Here is a 21574-nt window from a genome sequence, read left to right as displayed (position 1 = left end):
TCACGGAACGGTCGTCGATCGGGCGACCCGAGGACCAGTCCGTGACGGACTATCCGCGGTCGGGGCCCGCGACCACGTTCCGGAGCGGATGGCCGGCGAGGTACCGGCCGAGCTGTTCGCGCACCAGCGCGGACATGCGCGGCAGCATCGCCGTGGTGCCGCCCGCGACGTGGGGGGTGACCAGCACGTCGGGTGCGTCCCACAGCGGGTGACCGTCGGGGAGCGGTTCGGGGTCGGTCACGTCCAGCGCGAAGGACAGCCTGCCCGCCTCGGCGATCACCGCGTCGGTGTCGACGACTCCCCCGCGCGCGACGTTCACGACGAGGGCACCGTCGGGGAGCGCGGCCAGGAAGTCCGCACCCACGAACCCCTGCGTGCGCTCGCTGAGCGGGAGCAGCACGACCACGGCGTGCATCGTCGGCAGCAGGCCCGGAAGCTCCTCCACCGGGTGCACCGGGCCGACCAGGTCGTCCTCACGGGCGCGGGTGGCGACCGCGGTCACCCGCGCACCGTGGGCGAGCAGCCGATGGGTGAGGGCACGACCGATCGAGCCGTAGCCCAGGACCATCACGCGTGAGTCGGCGAGGGAGCGCATCCCGGGGCGCAGCTGCTGCCAGGTGCCGTGACCACGCACGGCCTCGGGGATCCGGCGCCACACCGCCAGCAGCAGGCCGACGGCGTGCTCGGCCGTGGCGTCGTCGTGGACGCCGGCGGCGTTGCAGAGGGTGACCCCGTCCGGCAGCAGCTCGAGCTGCCCGTCGAAGCCCGCGAGCTGGGTCTGGACCACCCTGAGCGCCGGCAGCTCCCCGAGCCGGTGCATCGTGCGAAGGTCACGGTAGTCGGGGACGCACATCTCGATCCGCGGGTCGGGGTCGGCCACCCCGTCCCAGAGGACGGCCTCCACCCCCGACACCTCGCCGACGGCGTCGCGGAGCTCTGCGTTGGGGAACGAGACGATCACGGGGCCTCCAGGAGCGGCAGGTGGGCGGACAGGTCGGTGCGCTCGCCCGAGGCACGGACGCGACCGGCGGCGACCGCGTCCCCCCAGGCCAGCTCCCCCGTGGCCAGCGCGAGCCAGGTCGCGGGATCGGTCTCGACGACGGCCGGAGGGGTGCCCCGGGTGTGCCGGATGCCGGCGACCACCTGGGCCGCGGCGTACGGCGGGACCCGGATCTCGACCGAGCGACCGGGCGCACGCTCGGAGAGCACGGCGAGGAAGTGCTTGGTCAGCAGCCGCTCGTCCGCGGGCGTACGACGGTCGAGGGCGGTCGCCACCTCGGCCGGGTCGGCTCGTCGCAGTCGGGCAGGCACGCGACGAGCCTAGAACGGCGGGAGGGCTCCCGGCGCGTCGCTCGCTGTGCGGGAGGTCACAGGGGCCTAGGTTCTGCTGCTACCGACCCGACCCGGGTCGGACACTGCTCGGAGTCTTCGGAGGACCCCTGTGAATCGGAACCACACTCGCGCGCGCTTGACCAGCGGCGCAGCTCTCCTCGGCACGGCCGCGCTGATCGCGGCCGCCGCCACCGTCGTCCCGGCCTCGGCCGACGACGACGCAGCCGGACGCCCCACCGCACGCCACGAGGCCAACGGCTCCGTCCGCGGCGTGATGGACCACCTGATCGAGCTCGAGGAGATCGGCGACCGCCACGGCGGTCGCGCCAGCGGGACGCCCGGCTACGAGGCCAGCCGCGACTACGTCGTCAAGCGACTCTCCCGCGCGGGCTACCGGCCGCAGGTGCAGGAGTTCGACTTCCCGTTCTTCCAGCAGCTCGGTCCCTCGAGCTTCGAGGTGACCGCCCCCACCCCGCGCACCTTCGAGGAGGGCGTCGACTTCTCCACCCTCGAGTACAGCGGCGCCGGCGACATCACCGCACCCGTCGAGGGCGTCGACCTGGCGCTCGTCACCCCTGCCGACTCCACCAGCGGCTGCGAGGACGCCGACTTCGCGGGCTTCACCGCCGGCAACATCGCGCTCGTCCAGCGCGGCGTCTGCACGTTCGGCGAGAAGGCGACCAACGCCCTCGAGGCCGGCGCCGTGGCCGTCATCGTGATGAACCAGGGCAACACTCCCGAGCGTTCCGTGCTGCTCGAGAACGTCACCCTCGGCGGCCCGGTGGGCCTCCCGGTCATCGGCGTGAGCTTCGCCGACGGCCAGGCGCTCGACGCCGACGGCACGATCGCGCACGTCGTGACCGACACCCAGTCCGAGATCGCCACCACCTGGAACGTCACCGCCGAGACCCGCGGCTCGCGCCAGAACGTCGTCATGGCCGGTGCCCACCTCGACAGCGTCGTCGGCGGCAACGGCATCAACGACAACGGTTCCGGCAGCGCCGCGCTGCTCGAGACCGCCGAGGCGGTCGCCGACATGAAGCGCACCCCCAACAACAAGGTCCGCTTCGCCTGGTGGGGCGCCGAGGAGAACGGCCTGCTCGGCTCGGAGCACTACGTCGCCGAGATGGCGGAGAACCAGCCCGGCAAGTTCCAGAACATCGCGCTCTACCTCAACTTCGACATGGTGGGCTCGCCGAACTACATGCTCGGCGTGTACGACGGCAACAACGACGCCTTCCCGCCGGAGGAGTCCGCGACCGCTCCCGAGGGCTCGGCCGCGATCGAGAAGATGTACGCCCGGTTCTTCGACAAGATCGGCACCGGCTCGGTCGAGACGGCCTTCAGCGGCCGCAGCGACTACGGCCCGTTCATCGCCCTCAACGTCCCGGCCGGCGGCCTGTTCACCGGTGCGGAGGGCGTGAAGTCCGAGGAGGAGGCCGAGCTGTTCGGCGGCACCGCCGGCGAGGCGTACGACTCCTGCTACCACCAGGCGTGCGACGACCTCGGCAACGTCAGCCGGGCCGCGCTGAAGGCCAACACCGCCGCGATCATGCACTCGGTGACCAAGTACGCCCGGTCGACCCGCACGGTCAACGGCGACCGGACCGGTCACGAGGTGCCGCCGGCGCCTGCCCGGTCGAAGGCCACCGACCACCACCACGGCGCGCCGAAGGCCGCCCGCTGATCGAGGTCTGACCACGACGCCCCCGGGAGTGCACGCCGCTCCCGGGGGCGTCGCACGTCCCGACCCGTCAGTCGGAGGCGCTGCCACCGGGGTGGGGCTGGAGCACTGCGAGGAACGAGTAGGTCCGCCGCTCGGGGTCGCGGCCGCGGGTGCGCCTGGTCCACGCGTCCATCAGCGCCGCGAGCTCCGCCGAGAGCTCGCGCGCCTCGTCCTTGCTCAGCCGCACCGTCACGTCGCTGATCGAGCGGTGGTCGTCCGGCGCGCGCTCGCCCGCGTAGGCCGCGTCGACCAGCTCGTGCGCCCAGGCCGACGCCTGCGACCGGAAGACCGCGGCCGCGGCCCGGCCACCGGGCTGCTTCTCCAGCTCGCCAAGGTCCAGGGTCACCCCCGACTCGTCGACCAGCCGCCACACGCGATCGCGACGGTCGCGACCCTCGCCGACCGCCTCCTCGACCAGGCCGTACTTGGCGAGCTGGCGCAGGTGGAAGGACGCCTGGTTGGCCGGGACGCCGAGCTCGCGCGACAGGTCGGCGGCGCGCAGCGGCCCCTGTGCACTCAGCTCCCCCATGATCCGGTTGCGCAGTGGGTGGGCGATGGCACGCAGGACCGTCGGGTCGTGGATCGGGCGGGACATGCCGCCCACCCTATCCGCAGCACTAGTTGCGCAAGAGTACTTGCGCAAGTAGTGGTGCGGATCTACGGTTGGGTGCCATGAGCAGCTTCCGGTCCCTCGCCCGCAACCGAGACTTCACCCGGTTGTGGGTGGGCGAGGCGGTCAGCCAGCTCGGCACCGGCGCGAGCCTGTTCGTCTTCCCCCTGCTCGGGTACGCCCTGACCGGCTCCGCCCTGATGGCCGGGCTGCCGGTCGCGGCGTACACCCTCGGCATCGCGCTGGTCCTGCTTCCGGCCGGCGTGGTCGCCGACCAGGTCGACCGGCGCACGCTGCTGCTGGCGGCCAGCGCCGTCGGCCTGGTGCTGTCGGGGTCGCTGGCGGTGGCCGGGCTCGCCGGCGCCCTGACCCTGCCGCACCTGGTGGTCGTGGCCCTGGGCACCGGCGCGGTGGCCGGCTTCTACATGCCCACCGAGCTCTCCGCCGTCCGCAGCGTCGTCACCCGCGAGGAGCTGCCGACCGCGATCAGCCAGAACCAGGCTCGCCACCACGTCGCGGCCCTGCTCGGCGGGCCGCTCGGCGGCCTGCTCTACGCCGTCGGCCGGCCGATGCCCTTCCTGGTCGACGCGGTGACCTTCGCGATCTCGTTCGTGACCGTCGCGCGCGTCGAGACCGACCTCTCACCGGTCCCCAGGGAGCGGGCCCGTCCGACCCGCGAGCTCGTCGAGGGCCTGCGCTACCTGCTCGCGCGGCCCTACTTCCGGGCGACGGCCGCCTTCTCGGCCGCGTGCAACCTGGTCGTGAACGCAGTCTTCTTCGTCGCCGTCGTGCGGCTGGTCGAGCAGGGCGTCCCGTCGACGACGATCGGGGTGGTCGAGGCGCTGGCCGGTGCCGGCGGCGTGATCGGGGCGCTGATCGCGCCCTTCGTCATCGACCGGGTACGCACCGGACACCTCACGATGGCCGTCGCCTGGGTCTGGGTCCCGCTGCTGGTCCCGCTGGTCTTCTGGTCCTCGCCCTGGCTGGTGGGGTCGATGCTGTTCGTCGGGCTGCTGCTCAACCCGGCAGGCAATGCCGGCGCCCAGTCCTACCGCGTCGCCATCACCCCCGACGCGCTGCAGGGACGGATCGCGTCGTCGTCCCAGTTCCTCGGCTTCACCACGATCCCGTTCGCGCCGCTGCTCGGCGGCTGGCTGCTCGAGACGTTCGGCGGGGAGGCCGCGACCGTCGGGCTGCTCGTCGCGGCGGCGCTGGCGGCGCTGGTCCCGACCCTGTCCCGCTCGGTGCGTTCGGTGCCGCGGCCGCGCGACTGGCCGGGCTCCGCGGCGTCAGCCGAGCCCGTCGAGCAGGTCGAGCTGCACGCGCCAGGAGTCGGAACCGGGATCGATGACGACGAAGTGGTCGCCGTCGACCTCGGTGAGGGTCGCGTCGGCGCCGGCCGCGGTCGCCGCGTCGACGTACCGCTGTGACTGCTCGAGGGGGACGATGTCGTCGTCGCGGCCGTGGACGCACCGGACGGGGACGTCGAGCGGCACCTGCTGGGCGGGGTCGTACGCCGCGTCGCCGGGCCCGGCCGGGTGGCCGAGCAGGGCCGCCACGGCGCCCCCACCGAGCGACTGCTCGTCGGCCCGCACCAGGTCGAGCACCCCGGCCTGCGAGACGACGCCGGTGACCGGCACCCGAGCGTCCCGGCGGCCGGCGGCCCAGGTGGCGAGGTGGCCGCCCGCGGAGTGGCCGAGCGTCAGCACGACCGAGGTGTCGAGTCCGTCGACCCCGGCCAGGCGGTCGATCCCGGCGGCGACGTCGTCGAAGGTCTGGGGGGTCCCGCCGCCGTTCCCCACGCGCCGGTACTCCAGGTTCCACGCGGCCCAGCCCTCCTCGACCAGGCTGGCGGCGAGCGGACGACCCAGCGACAGGTCGTACGCCGACTTCCAGAAGCCACCGTGGACCACGACCACCACCCCGCGGGGCGTCCCCCCGGGGAGCGTCAGCTCGCCGAGCTGGCTGGGGTCCTCCCCGTAGCGGAGGGTGCGGGTGCCGGAGGGCGGGCTCATGGCGTCATCCTCGCCGCAGCCGGCGAGCAGGGTCGCCGCCGACACCCCGAGCAGGGCACGGCGTCCGAGTCTCGGGGACGGCGGCACGCCCTAGTGACCGAGCGCCTCGGGCAGCGTGGCGGTCCAGGCGTCCCGCAGCTCCTCGACCGTGATCCCGAGCTGACCCTCGACGACCAGGGCGTCGCCACCGGTGGTCCCGATCCGCGTGGCCGGGACACCCAGCGCCTCGGCCATCGTCAGCAGCTGTTGCAGTGCGTCGGGGGCGACGGTGACGACCGCGCGGGCGGCCGACTCGGAGAAGAGCGCGACGAAGGCGTCGCCCTCGAGCTCGACGTGGGCGCCGATCCCTGCCTGCAGGACCGACTCGGCCAGCGCCTGCGCCAGCCCGCCGTCGGAGAGGTCGTGGGCGGAGCTCAGCTGCCCGGCGCGGCCGGCGTCGGTGAGCAGCGTGGCGAGGACCTTCTCCGCGCGCAGGTCGACCTGGGGCGGGAGTCCCCCGAGGTGTCCGTGCACCACGTGCGCCCACTCCGAGCCCGACAGCTCCGCGCGGGTCTCGCCCAGCAGCACGATCTCGTGGCCGGCCTCGCGGAAGCCGGTCGGCGTCCGACGGGTGACGTCCTCGATCACGCCCAGCACTGCCACGACCGGCGTCGGCAGGATCGCGGTGGTGCCGGTCTGGTTGTAGAGGCTGACGTTGCCGCCGGTCACCGGGATGCCGAGCTCGACGCAGGCGTCCTTGAGTCCCCGGCACGCCTCGGCGAACTGCCACATCACGGCGGGGTCCTCGGGCGAGCCGAAGTTGAGGCAGTCGCTGACCGCGAGCGGCCGGGCACCACCGGTCGCGACGTTGCGGTAGCTCTCGACGAGGGCGAGCTGCGCCCCGGCGTACGGGTCGAGGCGCGCGAAGCGGCCGTTGCAGTCGGTCGCGACGGCGACCCCGAGGTTGGTCTCCTCGTCGACGCGGACCATGCCGCTGTCGCTCGGTTGCGCGAGCACGGTGTTGCCGCGGACGTAGCGGTCGTACTGGTCGGTGATCCACGACTTGTCGCAGAGGTTCGGGCTGGCGAGGAGGCGCAGCAGCGTCGCGCGCAGCTCGTCGCCGCCGCTGGGTCGCGGCAGGTCCTCGGCCCGGTCGGCCTGGAGCGCGTCCTGGCTCTCCGGGCGCTCGAAGGGGCGGTGGTACGTCGGTCCGTCGTGGGCCACCGAGCGCGGCGGGACGTCGACGACCTGCTCGCCGTGCCAGTCGATCTGCAGCCGGCCGGTGTCGGTGACCTCACCGATGTCGGTCGCCTCGACGTCCCACTTGGCGCAGATCTCGAGGAACCGTGCGACGTCGGCGGGCTCGACGACCGCCATCATCCGCTCCTGCGACTCGCTCATGAGGATCTCCTCGGGAGCGAGCGTGGAGTCGCGCAGCGGGACCAGGTCGAGGTCGACGTGCATGCCGCCGTCGCCGGCGCTGGCGAGCTCGGAGGTCGCGCACGACAGGCCGGCGCCGCCGAGGTCCTGGATGCCCGTCACGACGCCGGCCGCGAACAGCTCGAGGGTGCACTCGATGAGCAGCTTCTCCATGAACGGGTCGCCGACCTGGACGCTGGGCCGCTTGGCCGGCCCGCCCTCGTCGAAGGTCTCGCTGGCGAGCACCGAGACGCCGCCGATACCGTCGCCGCCGGTGCGCGCGCCGTAGAGGATCACCCGGTTGCCCGTGCCGGCCGCCTTGGCGAGGTGGAGGTCCTCGTGGCGCAGCACCCCGACGCACAGGGCGTTGACCAGCGGGTTGCCGACGTAGGACTCGTCGAAGACGGCCTCGCCGCCGATGTTGGGTAGGCCGAGGCAGTTGCCGTAGCCACCGACACCGGCCACGATCCCGGGAAGCACCCGGTGGGTGTCGTCGGCGTCGAGCGGCCCGAAGCGCAGCGGGTCCATGACCGCGACCGGTCGGGCCCCCATCGCGAGGATGTCGCGGACGATGCCGCCGACCCCCGTGGCCGCACCCTGGTAGGGCTCGACGTAGGACGGGTGGTTGTGGCTCTCGATCTTGAAGGTGACCGCGTAGCCCTGGCCGATGTCGATGACGCCGGCGTTCTCGCCGATGCCGGCCAGCATCTTGCCGACCGGCGTCTCCTGCGGGATCTCACCGAACTGCTTGAGGTGGACCTTCGAGGACTTGTAGGAGCAGTGCTCGCTCCACATCACCGAGTACATCGCCAGCTCGCTGCTGGTCGGCCGCCGGCCGAGGATCTCGCGGATCCGCGCGTACTCGTCGGACTTGAGCCCGAGCTCGGCCCACGGCTGCTCGTGGTCGGCGTCCTGGGCGGCGTGGGAGACGGTGTCGAGCACGGCGACAATCTACCGGCGGCGTGCCCTGCGGCTGCCGGCCGGTCCGCCCGGCGACCGGTCGCACACACGGGCCTGCGAGAACTACTGCTGTGTAGTTCGCCGAAACCCCTGTGGCGGGTGTGACTGGTGGGTTTACGGTGACGTGTCTTCCCCCGACCGCTGGAGCGCTGCAGCCATGACGACCCTCCCCCGCCGACGCCGGATCCGGCGCACCCTCGGCACCGCCGTCGCCGTCGCCGCGACCGTCGCCGCCACCCTCACGACCAGCCCCCCGGCGTACGCCGCCAACCCGGTGACGCCGGGCAACTTCACCGGCCACGGCTTCGACCAGTGCCTCGCGCCCTCCCAGTCGGCGATGGACGCGTGGCTGCGGAGCTCGCCGTTCCTGGCGGCCGGGATCTACATCGCCGGCGACAGCCGCGGCTGTCGCAGCCAGCCCAACCTGACGCCGAAGTGGGTCGGCACCCAGCTGCGCAAGGGCTGGCGGCTGCTGCCGATCACCCTCGGCCCGCAGGCGTCCTGCCACCCGAGCTTCCCGCGCTACAGCGACGACAAGGTGATCAGCCCGCGGCCGGGCGCCAACAACGGCTACCCGCGGGCCCGCAAGCAGGCGCGCCACTGGGCCAACGAGAGCGTCGCCGAGGCGAAGCGGCTCGGCATCGTCAAGCGCAGCACGCTCTGGTACGACCTCGAGGGCTTCGACCTGGGCAACACCCGCTGCCGCGAGTCCGCGCTGGCGTTCCTCTCGGCGTGGACGACGCGGCTGCACGCGCTCGACTACGTCTCGGGCGTCTACTCCAGCGCCGGGTCCGGCATCAAGATGCTCGACGACGCCCGGGTCAACCGCCCCGACAAGTTCACGCTCCCGGACCGGATCTGGATCGCGCGGTGGGACGGTCGCGCCAACACCAGCACCGACTACATCCGCGACGACGGCTGGCGGCCGGGTGGCCGGATGAAGCAGTACCGCGGCGGCCACCAGGAGACCTGGGGCGGCGTGACGATCAACATCGACAGCAACTGGCTCGACCTGGGCCGCGGGTCGTGGACCCGGCCGGTCGCGCACTGCGGCGGCGTCGACGTCGACCACCGCGACTACCCCGCCCTGGCGCCGGGCACGTCCGACACGGCGCGGGTGAAGGCACTGCAGTGCCTGCTCAAGGAGGCCGGTGCCTACCGCGGCCGGCTCCACGGGGACTACAACCCCCGGACCCGGGCGGCCGCCGGACGCTGGCAGGCCGACCACGGCTTCGCCACCTCGACGACCTGGACCCGCCGGCACTGGATGGGCCTGATCGCGGCCGGTTCGCGGCCGGTGCTCAAGGTCGGCTCCGCCAGTGACGACGTACGCCGGCTACAGCGCGCAATCAACGCCGCCACGGTCGGCAGGGGCGTCCGGGTCACCGGCCGCTTCACCACCCCGACCCGCAACGCCCTCAAGGCGTGGCAGGGACGGGTCGGCCACACCGCGAACGGCATCGCGATCGCCCGGACGTGGACGGCGCTGCGTCGCGGGACCCGCTGACCCTGCGGCGTGGGGCCGGGGTTGGTCCGCGTGTCTCGGGGTTCGTGCCCGTTGCCTGCGGCACGAACCCGTGGTTCATCAGGCCGACCGGGTAACGCCGGCGGCCGAGCGCTCAGGCGAAGGCGTCCACCACGAGCGAGGTGAAGAAGCCCAGCCCGTCGACGCCGGACCCGGTGAGCTCCTCGACGGCGTGCTCGGGGTGGGGCATCAGGCCGACGACGTTGCCCCGCTCGTTGGTGACCCCGGCGATGTCGCGCAGCGAGCCGTTGGGGTTGTCGTCGAGGTAGCGGGCGACGACCCGACCCTCGCCCTCCAGCCGGTCGAGGGTGGGCTGGTCGGCGACGTACCCGCCCTCTCCGTTCTTCAGCACGATCGTGATCTCGGCGCCCTCGGCGTAGGACGAGGTCCAGGGGGTGCGGTTGTTCTCGATCCGCAGCCGCTGGTCGCGACAGACGAACTTGCGGTGGTCGTTGCGGATCAGCGCACCCGGCAGCAGGTGGGACTCGCACAGGATCTGGAAGCCGTTGCAGATGCCGAGCACCGGCAACCCGCGGCCGGCCGCCTCGACGACCTCGGCCATCACCGGCGAGAACCGGCTGATCGCACCGCAACGGAGGTAGTCGCCGTAGGAGAAGCCGCCCGGCAGCACCACCGCGTCGACCTGGCGCAGGTCGTGGTCGCCGTGCCAGAGCGGGACCGCGTCGTGGCCGCCGATCCGGACCGCGCGCTGCGCGTCGGCGTCGTCGAGGGAGCCGGGGAAGGTGACGACCCCGACCCTCATGCGTCGTCCTCGACGCGGACGGAGTAGTTCTCGATCACGGGGTTGGAGAGCAGCGTCTCGGCCATCTCGCGCACCGAGGCGAGGACGTCCTCGCTGGCCTCACCCTCGACCTCCAGCTCGAACCGCTTGCCCTGGCGTACGTCGGTCACCCCGGTGAACCCCAGTCGGGGCAGGGCGCCGTGCACCGCCTTGCCCTGCGGGTCGAGGATCTCGGGCTTGGGCATGACGTCGACGACGACACGGGCCACGGCTGCACTCCTTGGGGGCGGGGAATCCGCCCCGAGTCTAGCCGCGGCCCGACACCCGGGAGCCCCGGGCCGGCGCCGCCGTCCGCTCCCCCGTCGACCCCCGCGCGACGGACGGCGACAAGCTCGGCTCCGGGATGGGGTCCACGGTCTCGCCGGGCGCCGTCCCGGTCAAGGACTGGTCTGGTCTGGTCACGACGGGCCAGGTCAGCGACGGCGCTGCAGCACCGCGACGATCAGCCCGATGCCGAGGCCGGCGACGGCCGGACCGATGATCGCCCAGGTGCTCGACCCGGACATCGCGCTGCCGCCGACGTACCCGAGGCCCTGCGCGGTCCAGAGCGCGCCGAGCAGGACCATGACGACGCCGACGACGACGGCCGCCTGTCGACCCATCAGGACAGCTCGCGCTTGAGGATCTTGCCGGTGGCGGTCATGGGGAGCTGGTCGACGAACTCGACGATGCGGGGGTACTTGTAGCCCGCCATCTCCTCCTTCGCCCAGGCCACGAGGTCGGCCTCGGTCACGTCGTCGTGGTCCTTCTCTTTGATGACGACGGCCTTGACCTCCTCGCCGTGGCTCTCGTGGGGCACGCCGATGACGGCGGCCAGCGAGACGGCCGGGTGGGTCATCAGCACCTCCTCGACCTCGCGCGGGTACACGTTGAAGCCGCCGCGGATGATCATGTCCTTGGACCGGTCGACGATGTAGTACCAGCCGTCCTCGTCCTTGCGGGCGAGGTCGCCGGAGCGGAACCAGTCGTCGCGGATCGCCTCGGCGGTCGCGTCGGGCCGGTCGTGGTAGCCCTTCATCACGTTCGGGCCCTTGATCGCGATCTCGCCCACCGCGTCCGGCCCGTCGGGCACGTCCGACCAGTCCGCGGGGTCGATGAGCTTCATCTCCACGCCCGGGATCGGCCGGCCGATCGAGCCGACCCGTACCTCCTCGCCGTACGGCGAGAAGCTCGCGACCGGCGAGGTCTCGGACAGGCCGTAGCCCTCGAGGATGGTGACGCCGAAGCGGCGCTGGAAGTCCTTGTGCACCTCGACGGGCAGCGCGGAGCCACCGGCCGCGGCGACCCGCAGGTTGGCGGCGAGCTCCTTGACGTCGACCCCGGAGTCGTCGAGGGCGCCGAGCAGGCCCCAGTACATCGTCGGGACGCCCGCGAAGAAGGTCACCTTCTCCGCAGCCATCGTCCGCAGCGCGGGCTCGGCCTCGAAGCGCGGCAGCATCACGACGGTGCCGCCGTAGGCGAAGCCGCCGTTCATGATCACGGTCTGCCCGAAGGAGTGGAACAGCGGGAGCACGCAGAGATAGGTGTCGGGGTGGTCCGCGTCTGCACCGAAGAGGGACTCACCCGTGAGGGCGTTGGAGTGCATGTTGCGGTGCCGGAGCTCCGCACCCTTCGGCTGACCGGTGGTGCCGGAGGTGTAGAGGATGACGGCCGTGTCGTCCTCGTCGGTGGCGACGGTGTCGAAGGTCGGCGGCTGCCCGCCCATGCCGGCCCCGAGCGTCTCGGTGCCCTCGATCGGCGAGGCCGCCGTCGGGTCGACGGTGATGACGAAGAAGTGCTCGCAGGCTCCCCCCTCCGACCGGACCTGCGCGAACCCGTCGTGGCCCGCCTTCCCGATCGGGAGCTCGGCGGTCCCCTCGAAGCAGAAGTACGCCTTCGCGCCGGAGTCGGCCAGGTGGTAGGCGACCTCGCGTCCCTTGAGCAGCACGTTGAGCGGGACCACGGTCGCGCCGGCCTTGAGGATCCCGTAGTAGACGATCGGGAAGTAGGGCAGGTTCGGGCAGCTCAGCGCCACCTTGTCGCCGGGCTGGATGCCGCGCTCGACCAGGAGGTTCGCGACCTGGTTGGCCGCGCCGTTCACCTCCGTGTAGGTGAGGCGGGAGCCGCCGAGCACGACGGCTTCGCGGTCGCCGTACGTCCGGGCTGCGTCTTCGAGGAGGGAGGCGAGGTTCAGCATGACCCGACCCTAGTGACCCACGGGTAGCCGCGACAGGGGCGCGGCGTCAGGGCGTACGCCGGCCGCGGCCGAGGATGTCGCCGACCCGGCGGAGGTCGTGGCCGATCGCCGGCCCGGCGAGCCGTCCCGCGACGGCGACCGGGGCCGCCCACGGACCCGACCCGCTCAACGTGCCGTCGGCCCGGACCCGGCACCCCGTGGTCGTCCGGTCGAAGCGCATCGTCAGCTCCGCCCGGATCCCCAGCCAGCGTCCCGACTCGGCCCACACGCTGTCGGGCTCGAGGCGGGTGATCTCCATGGCCGGCCGGACCCCGGCCATGGTGTTGTCGCGCCAGCGCATGCCGGCGTACGGCTCGCTGGCGGTACGGTCGCGGAGCGTGACCGACAGCAGCGAGGACTGCCACTCCGGCCGGTTGCGCGGGTCGGCGAGGTACGCGAACACGACCTCCCGCGGCAGCGCGAGGTCGGCGGCGCCGGAGAACGCGACGGTGGTCAGAACGTCTCCCCGGTCAGCAGCTCGTAGGCCTCGACGTAGCGCCGTCGGGTCCGCTCGACGACCTCGGGCGGCAGCGGCGGGGGCGGCTCGCCCGAGGCGCGGTCCCACCCGGACTCCGGGGAGAGCAGCCAGTTGCGGACGATCTGCTTGTCGTACGACGGCTGCGGGCGACCCGGCTCCCACTGGTCGGCGGGCCAGAAGCGGGACGAGTCCGGCGTGAGCACCTCGTCGCCGAGCACGATCGTGCGGTCTTCGCGCCGACCGAACTCGAGCTTGGTGTCGGCCAGGATGATGCCCCGCTCGCGGGCGACCGCCTCGGCGCGGGCGTACACCGCGAGCGTCAGCCGGCGCAGCTCCGCGGCGCTCGCGTCGCCGACGGTGTCGACCACCGCGGCGTACGAGACGTTCTCGTCGTGCTCGCCGAGATCGGCCTTGGTGGCCGGCGTGAAGATCGGCTCGGGCAGCCGGCTGCCGTCGACCAGGCCCCCGGGCAGCGCGATCCCGCAGACCTCCCCGGTGCGGTCGTAGTCGAGCAGCCCCGATCCGGTGAGGTAGCCACGCGCCACGCACTCGACCGGGAACATCTCGAGCCGCTCGCAGACGACCGCGCGGCCGCGGACCTCCTCGGGGACGTCGGTCGACAGCACGTGGTGCGGGACCAGGTCGGCGAGCTGGTCGAACCACCACAGCGACATCCGGGTGAGCACCTCTCCCTTGTCGGGGATCTCGGTGTCGAGGACGAAGTCGAAGGCGCTGATGCGGTCGCTCGCGACCATCAGCAGCCGGCTGTCGGGCAGGGCGTAGAGGTCACGCACCTTGCCGGAGTGGAGGTGCTGGAGGCCGCCGGTCACGCTGTCGATCCTAGGGGTCGACGCCCAGCCCCTCTTTCTCTAGTTACCAGACTGACATACACTTGAATCTGTGGACCCGACGTTCCTGATCATCGGCGCCCCCAAGGCGGGCACCACCGCCCTGCACGCGGCCCTGAGCTCGCACCCGGACGTGTTCATGAGCACGCCGAAGGAGCCGAAGTACTGGCTGTGCGACGACGCCCCGCCACCCGCCTGGCGCGGGCCGGGCGACGCCCACTCGCAGCAGGAGTGGGTCTGGCTCCGGGAGGACTACCAGCGACTCTTCGACGGCGCCGGCGGCTTCCGCGCCCGCGGCGAGAGCACCCCCTTCTACCTGTGGAGCCGCGGGGCGCACCGGCGGATCGCGGAGGGACTGCCCGACGTACGCCTGATCGCGGTGGTGCGCGACCCGATCGACCGCGCCTACAGCAACTGGATGCACCTGTGGTCCGACGGCCTCGAGCCGGTCGGCGACTTCGAGGAGGCGCTGGCCCTGCAGGACGAGCGGATCGCCCGGGGCTGGGCGCCCTTCTGGCGCTACCGCGACCTGGGCCACTACGGCGCCCAGCTCCAGCACCTCCGGCGCTACGTCGACCCGTCCCGGATCCTGGTGATGCGCTACCGGACGATCGTCGACGAGCCGCGCGCCGCCGTGGACCGGGCCTGCCACTTCCTCGGGATCCGGCAGGGCCAGGTGGCCACGATCCCCGAGGACAACGCGCGCAGCTACGTCGAGCCCGGCTGGCGACCGAGGGTGATCGGCCCCGTGGTCCGAGCCGGCGCGTGGGCGGGGTCGTTCGCGCCGCCGGACGTGTGGCGCCGCGCCAGCGCACCGTTGGTGGCCCAGCTCGCCGGGACCAACGGCGCGACCCGACCCGACCTCTCGGCCGAGGCCCGGCTGCGGCTGATCCCCTCGTTCGCCGACGACGTCGCCCTGCTGACCGAGCTCACGGGCGAGGACTTCTCCGACTGGCTGTCCCCGCACAGCCGCGGCGCCTACCGTCAGCGGACGCAGGTCACCAGGTCGTGGGCCCCGTCGGGGCGGGCCGCCTCCAGGTAGAAGCGGGTGCGCCCGTCGCGCAGCCGGACCGCGGTCGCGTAGCGGAAGGCGCCGTCGGAGTGGGGTGACGCGATCGGGCGCACCGCCGGGTCGGCGACCAGCCGGTCGCCCTCCCAGCGCGCCAGGCCGGTCGTCTCGTACCAGTTGGACGCCGCGTCGGCCCGGCCGTCGTAGAGCACCTCGAGCGAGCCGGCGTCGAGCACCGCGGTGACCCGTGCGCCCCGCTCGTCCCACTCCCCCGGCCGACCGCGCAGCACCTCGCCGAGGTCGTGCCACGTCAGCCCGTCCTCCCCCACGAGCAGCCGGGTGGTCATCCGGTCCTCGTCGCCGGGCACCGTCAGCGGGTGGCAGCACAGCCACATCCGCCAACCCTCGGCGTCATGGGTGACCACCGGGTCCTTCACGGCCATCCGGTCGTCGCCCGGCAGCACCCGGCGCTGCCTCCCGGTGGGCAGCCCCTCCGGGGTGTCGGCGGTGAGGCTGTCGACCCACCAGTGCTTGGAGCCGGGGGTCGCACAGGAGAGGTAGAGCCTCCAGCCACCCCCCGGCAGGGGCACCAGCACCGGCCGCTCGAACGACTCGCTGCCGAAGGCGTCGCGGTCGACCTCGGCAACCTGCTGGAACCGGATCCCGTCGTCGGACCGGGCCACCACCACGCTCACCCCTCGCCCGTCGGCGAGCGGGCGGCGTACGCGGTAGGCCAGCCAGAACACGTCGTCGTGCAGCACGACGGACGCGGCTCCCGACCAGTTCCCGGGCCCGGCGTCGGGCGCCGGGACGACGACCTCGCAGTCGTCGTACGACGGCAGGGAGCTCACGGAAGCAGTGGTCATGACCCGATCATAGTCGAGTGACTCTATCGAGTATTCGGCTCGGCCTCGAGCAGCGCCTTCAACCGGGCCAGGTCCTTGGTGGTGGCCCGGCGCATCGCCCGCTCCATCACCGGCGCGGCCATCCCCGCGAAGCCGGACGGTTTGCCCCGGTTGCGCAACGTCATCCGGGTGGCCCCCTCGCCCACCGGCTCCCAGGTGTAGGTGGTCTCCATCGGGAACGGGCCGTCGGCGGTCCGCATCACGAGCCGCTCGCCGGGCACGAGGTCGACCACCTCGTAGGTGTAGGCGAGCCGCCGCCCGAGGAAGCGGGCGACGAAGTCCATCCGCGAACCGACGGCGACCGGCGGCTCGGACAGCCAGGTCACCTCGCGGATGTTGACGTACCAGGTGGGCGCGTTGCCCGGGTCGCCGGCGTACGCCGCCACCTCGGCCACCGGGCGGCGGATCTCGGTCTCCACCTGCACGTCGACGCTCACGTCTCCAGCGTAGTGAGAGGCTGGCGCCGATGACCGAGCACGTACCCGACCCCCGGCGGTGGCGGATCCTCGCGGTGACCCTGCTGGTGGGGTTCATGTCGCTGCTCGACGTGACGATCGTCAACGTCGCGATCCCGTCGATCCGCTCGGCCCTGGACACCTCGGCGGCCACGGTGCAGTGGGTCGTGTCCGGCTACGCGCTCGCCTTCGGCATGACCCTGGTCGCCGGCGGCCGGCTCGGCGACGCGTACGGCCGGCGCCGGCTGATGACGATCGGGCTGATCGGCTTCGTCCTCGCGAGCGCAGCAGTCGGGCTCGCGACCGGGCCGTGGTCGATCGTCCTCGCCCGCCTCGTCCAGGGCGCGAGCGCCGGACTGCTGACGCCCCAGAACTCCGGCCTCATCCAGCAGCTCTTCCGCGGCCCGGAGCGAGGCCGGGCGTTCGGGATGTTCGGCTTCACCGTGGCGATGGCCTCGGCCAGCGGGCCGCTGATCGGCGGCGCGCTGATTGCGCTGCTGGGCGACGAGGACGGCTGGCGGGCGCTCTTCCTGGTCAACGTCCCGATCGGGCTGGTGGCGCTGGTGCTGATCCTGCGCCTGGTGCCCGACAACGACCCGCCGGAGCCGGGCGAGGTCCGGGACAACCGGATCGACGTCCCCGGAGCCCTGCTGCTCGGCGCGACCGTGCTGGCCGTGCTCTACCCCCTGGTCAGTCTCGAGGGCGGCGCCGGTGCGCCGCTGGCGGTCCTGCTCGCGGCACCGCCGCTGGCGTGGGCGTTCGTCCGCTGGGAGCGGCACACCGTGGCCGGCGGGCACCCGCCGCTGCTCGACGTCTCGCTGCTGCGGAGCCTGCCCGGCTACGCGAACGGGCTGGCGGTGGGCACCCTCTACTTCACCGGCTTCACCGGCATCTTCCTCGTGCTCTCGGTCCACCTGCAGGAGGGCGTCGGTCTCACGCCGCTCGCGACTGCGCTGCTGCTGACGCCGTTCGCGATCGGGGCGGCGACGACCTCGCCCCTCGCAGGCCGGCTCGTCAGCAGGATCGGCCGCCGGGTCACGCTGCTTGCCCTCACCGTGATGATGTCGGGGACCGCGCTGTCGGCCTGGCTGGTGACCCAGGACCGCGGCGACCTGTGGTGGACGCTGGCGCCGGCCATGTTCCTCGCCGGCGTGGGCGGCGGCGGCGTGATCTCACCCAACTTCACCCTCACCCTCGCCGAGGTCCCACCGCGGATGGGCGGCGCGGCCGGCGGCGCCCTGCAGACCGGGCAACGGATCGGCTCCGCCCTCGGCGCGGCCCTGCTGATGACCGTCTACCAGGCCACGCTCCAGGTCGCCTCGGCCCCGGTCGCCGCCCGGGCCGCCCTCGTCGCGGCCCTGCTGGTGCTGTCCGTCGCGCTCGCGGCCGCCGTACGGTCCTGGCGCCGCGGCGACTAGTGGACAGTCCGCCGCCCGATGCGTCATGTGCGCACTCCGGGAGGCGTATCCGGCGGCGGACTGTCCCCATCCACAGGGATCGAGGGTCGGCAGTTGTCCACAGGCCCAGGGCGAACGGTTCCCGGAGCGGTCGTTCGCTGGCGAGCCGGCTGCGATGGACCCGGACCTCTGGACCCCGCGCTGCTCACGGCCGAGCGACCTGGTGCGCCCGTCACGCATCGACCCGACCGGGCTGACCGGTCCGACGCGGCACCAGACCCCCCCCCCCCCCCCGCGGACGGTGGCGTGCGACCTCGACCGGCTGGCACGTCCCGGTCGACGTCGACTCCACGGTGGTGGAGCAACGCATCCTCGAGCAGTTCCTGCGCGTACGTCGCGACGGGGCCGTGACCGCCTGGGCGTCGCTGCGGTGGCGTGGGGCGGCCTGGTTCGACGGGAGCGCCGGCGCCGGCACCCTGCTGCCCGTGCCAATGCTCAGGAACAGCGGCGCCCGGGCCCTCGAGGACGGCCGGGCGACGATCAGCCGAGCCCAGCTCGCACCGCACGAACGCGAGTTCGTCCACGGCGTGTGGTGCACGTCGGCCCTCCGGGCGACCTTCGACGAGGTCGCACGCCGGGGGCGGCTCCGGCCCGCCGTGGCCGCGATCTGCATGGCCCTCGCTGCCGGCGTCACTGCCCTGGACGCGGTCCGACGTTACGCGGCGACGCGCCCTGCCTGGGAGGGGATACCGCTCTACCGCGAGACGGTCGCTCTCAGCAACGAGTGCTTCCGCTCCGGTCCCGAGGTGTTCCTCCACCTACGCTGGCGGCTCGACGCCGGGTTCCCCGAACCCCTCGTCAACCCGCCGGTGTTCGACTCGACGGCCGGCTGATCGGCGTGACGTGGCGCGTGGCGACCGGTTCCGCACCGCCGGTCTCGAGTCCTTCACCGTCGTCGCCGGCGACCTCGCCGACGAGGAGCTGGTCGTCAACCGGATGCGCACCGCACGTCATCGTGCGCTCTTCCTCCCCGCGTCGGAGCGCCGGTGGATGCTGACCCCGCCGCCGTGGTGGCGTCCACCTGTCTGGCTCCCGGAGCGATACTCCGCCAACGGCGCGGCCTAGAGAATGGCACCCGGCACGTACGACGCAGCCGCGGGGTGACGGGCGACCACGTCGGCCACCGACCGGCAGACCGCTTGGGTCTGAGCGACTGCGGCTCCAGTGAAGGTGATCGGCTCGGCGACGAGGGCATCGATCTGCTCGCGCCCGAGGCCCAGCCGGCCGTCGGCGGCGAGCTTGTCGAGCACGTCGTTCTCGGCCTGTCCCTCGCGCATCGCCAGGGCGGTGCCGACGGCCGCCTCCTTGATCGCCTCGTGACCGGCCTCGCGGCCGACGCCGTTGCGGACCGCCGCCATCAGCACCTTGGTGGTGGCGAGGAACGGGAGGTAGCGGTCGAGCTCGCGCTGGATCACGGCCGGGAAGGCCCCGAACTCGTCGAGCACGGTGAGGAAGGTCTGGAACAGCCCGTCGGCCGCGAAGAACGCGTCGGGCAGCGCCACCCGGCGTACGACGGAGCAGGAGACGTCGCCCTCGTTCCACTGGTCCCCGGCGAGCTCCCCGACCATCGAGAGGTAGCCGCGGGTGACCACGGCCAGGCCGTTGACCCGCTCGCAGGAACGGGTGTTCATCTTGTGCGGCATCGCGCTGGACCCGACCTGGCCCTCGACGAAGCCCTCGGTGACGAGCTCGTTGCCGGCCATCAGCCGGATCGTGGTGGCGAGGTTGGACGGCGCCGCGACCAGCTGCACGACGGCGGACAGCACGTCGAAGTCGAGGCTGCGGGGATAGACCTGCCCGACGCTGGTGAGCACCCGGCGGAACCCGAGGTGGGAAGCCACCCGCTCCTCGAGCTCGTGGTAGCGGTCGAGATCACCGTCGAGCAGGTCGAGCATGTCCTGGGAGGTGCCCATCGGACCCTTGATCCCGCGCAGCGGGTAACGGACCAGCAGCTCCTCGACCCGCTCGAGGCCGACGAGCAGCTCGTCGGCGACGGTCGCGAAGCGCTTGCCGAGCGTCGTCGCCTGTGCGGCGACGTTGTGCGACCGCCCGGCCATCACGGTCGTCTCGTGCTCGGCCGCCAGCCGGGCCAGCCGGGCCAGCGTGGCGACGGCCCGGTCACGCAGCAGCTCGAGGCTCTGCCGGACCTGCAGCTGCTCGACGTTCTCGGTGAGGTCGCGCGAGGTCATGCCCTTGTGGATGTGCTCGTGGCCGGCGAGCGCCGCGAACTCCTCGATCCGGGCCTTCACGTCGTGCCGGGTGATCCGCTCCCGACCGGCGATCGACTCCAGGTCGACCTTGTCGACGACGTCCTCGTACGCCTCGACGACGCCGTCGGGGACGTCGACGCCGAGGTCGCGCTGGGCCTTGAGCACCGCGATCCAGAGCTGTCGCTCCAGGACGATCTTGTGCTCCGGCGACCAGATCGCGACGAGGTCGTCGGCGGCGTAGCGGGTGGCCAGGACGTTGGGGACGGTCATGCTCCACCTTCGAAGCGGTCGGGGTCCGCGATGTCGCTGCGGTGCTGGGCGCCCTCGAAGTCTACGGCGGCGACGCCGGCGTACGCCGCCTCGCGGGCGGCCGCGACGTCGGTGCCGACCCCGACCACCGCGAGCACCCGTCCCCCGGCGGTGACCAGCTCGCCGTCGCGGTCGGCGGTCCCGGCGTGGATCACGTGAACACCCTCGAGCGAGTCGGCGGCGTCGACGCCGGAGATGACGTCGCCCTTCGATGAGGACTCGGGATACCCGGCGCTCGCCATCACGACCGCCACCGCGGCACCCGGCCGCCACCGTGGCGGCTCGACGTCGGCGAGCGTGCCGGTCGCCGCGGCGTGGAGCAGGGCGCCCAGGGGCGAGTCGAGCAGGGCCAGCAGCGGCTGGGTCTCCGGGTCGCCGAAACGCGCGTTGAACTCGACCACCCGGGTCCCGCGACCGGTCAGCGCGAGGCCGGCGTAGAGCAGCCCCGCGAAGGGCGTCCCGCGTCGCGCCAGCTCGTCCACGGTCGGCTGCAGCACGTCACGCAGCACCTCCTCGACGAGCCCGTCGGGGGCCCAGGGCAGCGGCGTGTAGGCACCCATGCCCCCGGTGTTGGGGCCTTGGTCGCCGTCGCCGATCCGCTTGAAGTCCTGGGCCGGCTGCAGCGGACGGACGGTGACGCCGTCGGTGATCGCGAAGAGCGAGACCTCGGGGCCGTCGAGGTACTCCTCGATCACGACCCGGCCGCACGCCTCCGCGTGCGCGACCGCGGCCTCGCGGTCCTCGGTCACCACCACGCCCTTGCCGGCGGCCAGGCCGTCGTCCTTGACGACGTACGGCGCCCCGAGCGCGTCGAGGGCGGCCTCGGCCTGCTCCCGGGTCTCGCACACGAACGCGCGCGCGGTCGGGACACCGGCAGCCGCCATCACCTCCTTGGCGAACGCCTTGGAGCCCTCCAGGCGGGCGGCCTCGCGACTCGGCCCGAAGCAGGCGATCCCGCGGGCGCGCACCGCGTCGGCAACCCCCGCCACGAGCGGCGCCTCCGGCCCGACGACGACCAGGTCGACCGCCAGCGACTGGGCCAGCGCGGCGACGGCGTCGCCGTCCTCGGCATCGACGTCGTGGAGCGTGGCCACCGCCCGCATCCCCGGGTTGCCGGGCGCGACGTGGACCTCCGTGACGCCGGGGTCACGGGAGAGGGCGCGGGCCAAGGCGTGCTCGCGGCCACCGGGGCCGATCACGAGGGTCTTCACGGGCCTCGATGCTAGTGCCGTGGTCGCGCCGCCTCCCCGGCCGCCCGGCCACAGGACCAACAGGTCCCACAATGTGCCGCCGGATGAAAGCGCTCCCATGCTGATTGCC

The 21574-nt window shown here is 72.9% G+C and carries 21 protein-coding genes and 1 pseudogene; 7 read left to right on the top strand and 15 right to left on the bottom strand.

What is annotated here, in order from left to right; genetic code table 11:
- Positions 1-49 precede the first annotated feature (49 nt).
- Positions 50-961 carry a 2-hydroxyacid dehydrogenase gene (locus EXE57_RS14050; RefSeq protein WP_135078504.1) on the bottom strand — a complete coding sequence of 304 codons (912 nt, stop codon included), beginning with the start codon at positions 959-961 and terminating at the stop codon, positions 50-52.
- The gene (locus EXE57_RS14045) at positions 958-1311 is read right to left on the bottom strand and encodes a sterol carrier family protein (protein ID WP_135078502.1); all 354 of its coding nucleotides are present in this window, start codon (positions 1309-1311) and stop codon (positions 958-960) included. The genes EXE57_RS14050 and EXE57_RS14045 overlap by 4 nt, the downstream gene beginning before the upstream one ends.
- 157 nt (positions 1312-1468) lie before the next feature.
- Between EXE57_RS14045 and EXE57_RS14040 the strand changes: the two genes are divergently transcribed.
- On the top strand, positions 1469-3019 hold the full coding sequence (locus EXE57_RS14040) for a M20/M25/M40 family metallo-hydrolase (RefSeq protein WP_135078500.1): 1551 nt from the start codon (positions 1469-1471) through the stop codon (positions 3017-3019).
- A 67-nt stretch (positions 3020-3086) separates the two neighbouring features.
- On the opposite strand, the gene EXE57_RS14035 is transcribed toward EXE57_RS14040, so the two are convergent.
- On the bottom strand, positions 3087-3653 hold the full coding sequence (locus EXE57_RS14035; protein WP_135078498.1) for a helix-turn-helix domain-containing protein: 567 nt from the start codon (positions 3651-3653) through the stop codon (positions 3087-3089).
- Positions 3654-3730: 77 nt separating this feature from the next.
- On the opposite strand from EXE57_RS14035, the gene EXE57_RS14030 reads away from it, so the two are divergent.
- Positions 3731-5098, top strand: a complete 1368-nt coding sequence (locus EXE57_RS14030) for an MFS transporter (RefSeq protein ID WP_208542858.1) — start codon at positions 3731-3733, stop codon at positions 5096-5098.
- On the opposite strand, the pseudogene EXE57_RS20230 reads toward EXE57_RS14030, so the two are convergent.
- Positions 5087-5683: pseudogene (locus EXE57_RS20230) on the bottom strand (alpha/beta hydrolase family protein); the annotation flags it as partial. The gene EXE57_RS14030 and the pseudogene EXE57_RS20230 overlap by 12 nt on opposite strands.
- A 90-nt stretch (positions 5684-5773) precedes the next feature.
- Positions 5774-8023 carry a phosphoribosylformylglycinamidine synthase subunit PurL gene (gene purL / locus EXE57_RS14020; RefSeq protein ID WP_135078494.1) on the bottom strand — a complete coding sequence of 750 codons (2250 nt, stop codon included), beginning with the start codon at positions 8021-8023 and terminating at the stop codon, positions 5774-5776.
- A 175-nt stretch (positions 8024-8198) separates the two neighbouring features.
- Between purL and EXE57_RS14015 the strand changes: the two genes are divergently transcribed.
- Entirely contained in the window at positions 8199-9548 is a 1350-nt protein-coding gene (locus tag EXE57_RS14015; protein WP_135078492.1) for a glycoside hydrolase domain-containing protein, read from the top strand.
- Positions 9549-9660: 112 nt separating this feature from the next.
- On the opposite strand, the gene purQ is transcribed toward EXE57_RS14015, so the two are convergent.
- The 6 genes from purQ to EXE57_RS13985 all read right to left on the bottom strand — a co-directional run bounded on the left by purQ (position 9661) and on the right by EXE57_RS13985 (position 13891).
- A complete protein-coding gene (purQ, locus tag EXE57_RS14010) occupies positions 9661-10329 on the bottom strand; it encodes a phosphoribosylformylglycinamidine synthase subunit PurQ (RefSeq protein ID WP_135078490.1) in 669 nt (222 codons plus the stop codon).
- Positions 10326-10577, bottom strand: coding sequence for a phosphoribosylformylglycinamidine synthase subunit PurS (gene purS, locus EXE57_RS14005; protein WP_135078488.1), 252 nt, complete (start codon positions 10575-10577; stop codon positions 10326-10328). The genes purQ and purS overlap by 4 nt, the downstream gene beginning before the upstream one ends.
- A gap of 204 nt (positions 10578-10781) precedes the next feature.
- The gene (locus tag EXE57_RS14000) at positions 10782-10970 is read right to left on the bottom strand and encodes a hypothetical protein (protein WP_135078486.1); all 189 of its coding nucleotides are present in this window, start codon (positions 10968-10970) and stop codon (positions 10782-10784) included.
- Entirely contained in the window at positions 10970-12544 is a 1575-nt protein-coding gene (locus EXE57_RS13995; RefSeq protein WP_135078484.1) for a long-chain-fatty-acid--CoA ligase, read from the bottom strand. Before EXE57_RS13995 ends, EXE57_RS14000 begins: the two co-directional genes overlap by 1 nt.
- Before the next feature lie 46 nt (positions 12545-12590).
- Positions 12591-13148 carry an SRPBCC family protein gene (locus EXE57_RS13990; RefSeq protein ID WP_135078482.1) on the bottom strand — a complete coding sequence of 186 codons (558 nt, stop codon included), beginning with the start codon at positions 13146-13148 and terminating at the stop codon, positions 12591-12593.
- Positions 13037-13891: a phosphoribosylaminoimidazolesuccinocarboxamide synthase gene (locus tag EXE57_RS13985; protein WP_244246843.1), complete on the bottom strand. Its 855-nt coding sequence runs from the start codon at positions 13889-13891 to the stop codon at positions 13037-13039. The genes EXE57_RS13990 and EXE57_RS13985 overlap by 112 nt, the downstream gene beginning before the upstream one ends.
- A 70-nt stretch (positions 13892-13961) precedes the next feature.
- On the opposite strand from EXE57_RS13985, the gene EXE57_RS13980 reads away from it, so the two are divergent.
- Positions 13962-14951, top strand: coding sequence for a sulfotransferase family protein (locus EXE57_RS13980; protein WP_244246842.1), 990 nt, complete (start codon positions 13962-13964; stop codon positions 14949-14951).
- Here the strand turns inward: EXE57_RS13980 and EXE57_RS13975 are convergent.
- Positions 14894-15784 (bottom strand): hypothetical protein, encoded by an 891-nt coding sequence (locus tag EXE57_RS13975; protein ID WP_135078478.1) that lies wholly within the window; start codon positions 15782-15784, stop codon positions 14894-14896. The two genes, EXE57_RS13980 and EXE57_RS13975, sit on opposite strands and share 58 nt — an antisense overlap.
- Positions 15785-15807: 23 nt before the next feature.
- Entirely contained in the window at positions 15808-16260 is a 453-nt protein-coding gene (locus EXE57_RS13970; protein WP_135078476.1) for an SRPBCC family protein, read from the bottom strand.
- 29 nt (positions 16261-16289) lie between these two features.
- On the opposite strand from EXE57_RS13970, the gene EXE57_RS13965 reads away from it, so the two are divergent.
- From EXE57_RS13965 to EXE57_RS13955, 3 genes are all read left to right on the top strand, one after another.
- Complete coding sequence (locus EXE57_RS13965; protein WP_135078474.1) at positions 16290-17696, top strand: MFS transporter; 1407 nt, start codon at positions 16290-16292, stop codon at positions 17694-17696.
- A gap of 335 nt (positions 17697-18031) precedes the next feature.
- Positions 18032-18568, top strand: a complete 537-nt coding sequence (locus EXE57_RS13960; protein ID WP_135078472.1) for a hypothetical protein — start codon at positions 18032-18034, stop codon at positions 18566-18568.
- A gap of 10 nt (positions 18569-18578) precedes the next feature.
- Positions 18579-18800: a hypothetical protein gene (locus EXE57_RS13955; RefSeq protein WP_135078470.1), complete on the top strand. Its 222-nt coding sequence runs from the start codon at positions 18579-18581 to the stop codon at positions 18798-18800.
- Here EXE57_RS13955 and purB read toward each other — a convergent pair.
- Together purB and purD are read right to left on the bottom strand one after the other, a co-directional pair.
- Complete coding sequence (gene purB, locus EXE57_RS13950) at positions 18797-20215, bottom strand: adenylosuccinate lyase (protein ID WP_135078468.1); 1419 nt, start codon at positions 20213-20215, stop codon at positions 18797-18799. The two genes, EXE57_RS13955 and purB, sit on opposite strands and share 4 nt — an antisense overlap.
- On the bottom strand, positions 20212-21465 hold the full coding sequence (purD, locus tag EXE57_RS13945) for a phosphoribosylamine--glycine ligase (protein WP_135078466.1): 1254 nt from the start codon (positions 21463-21465) through the stop codon (positions 20212-20214). The genes purB and purD overlap by 4 nt, the downstream gene beginning before the upstream one ends.
- Between the last annotated feature and the right edge of the window lie 109 nt (positions 21466-21574).

This window comes from Nocardioides euryhalodurans (assembly GCF_004564375.1).
Taxonomy (GTDB): domain Bacteria; phylum Actinomycetota; class Actinomycetes; order Propionibacteriales; family Nocardioidaceae; genus Nocardioides; species Nocardioides euryhalodurans.
The sequence above is the reverse complement of the archived record's forward strand: the minus strand, read 5'-3'. Positions and strand labels throughout refer to the sequence as shown.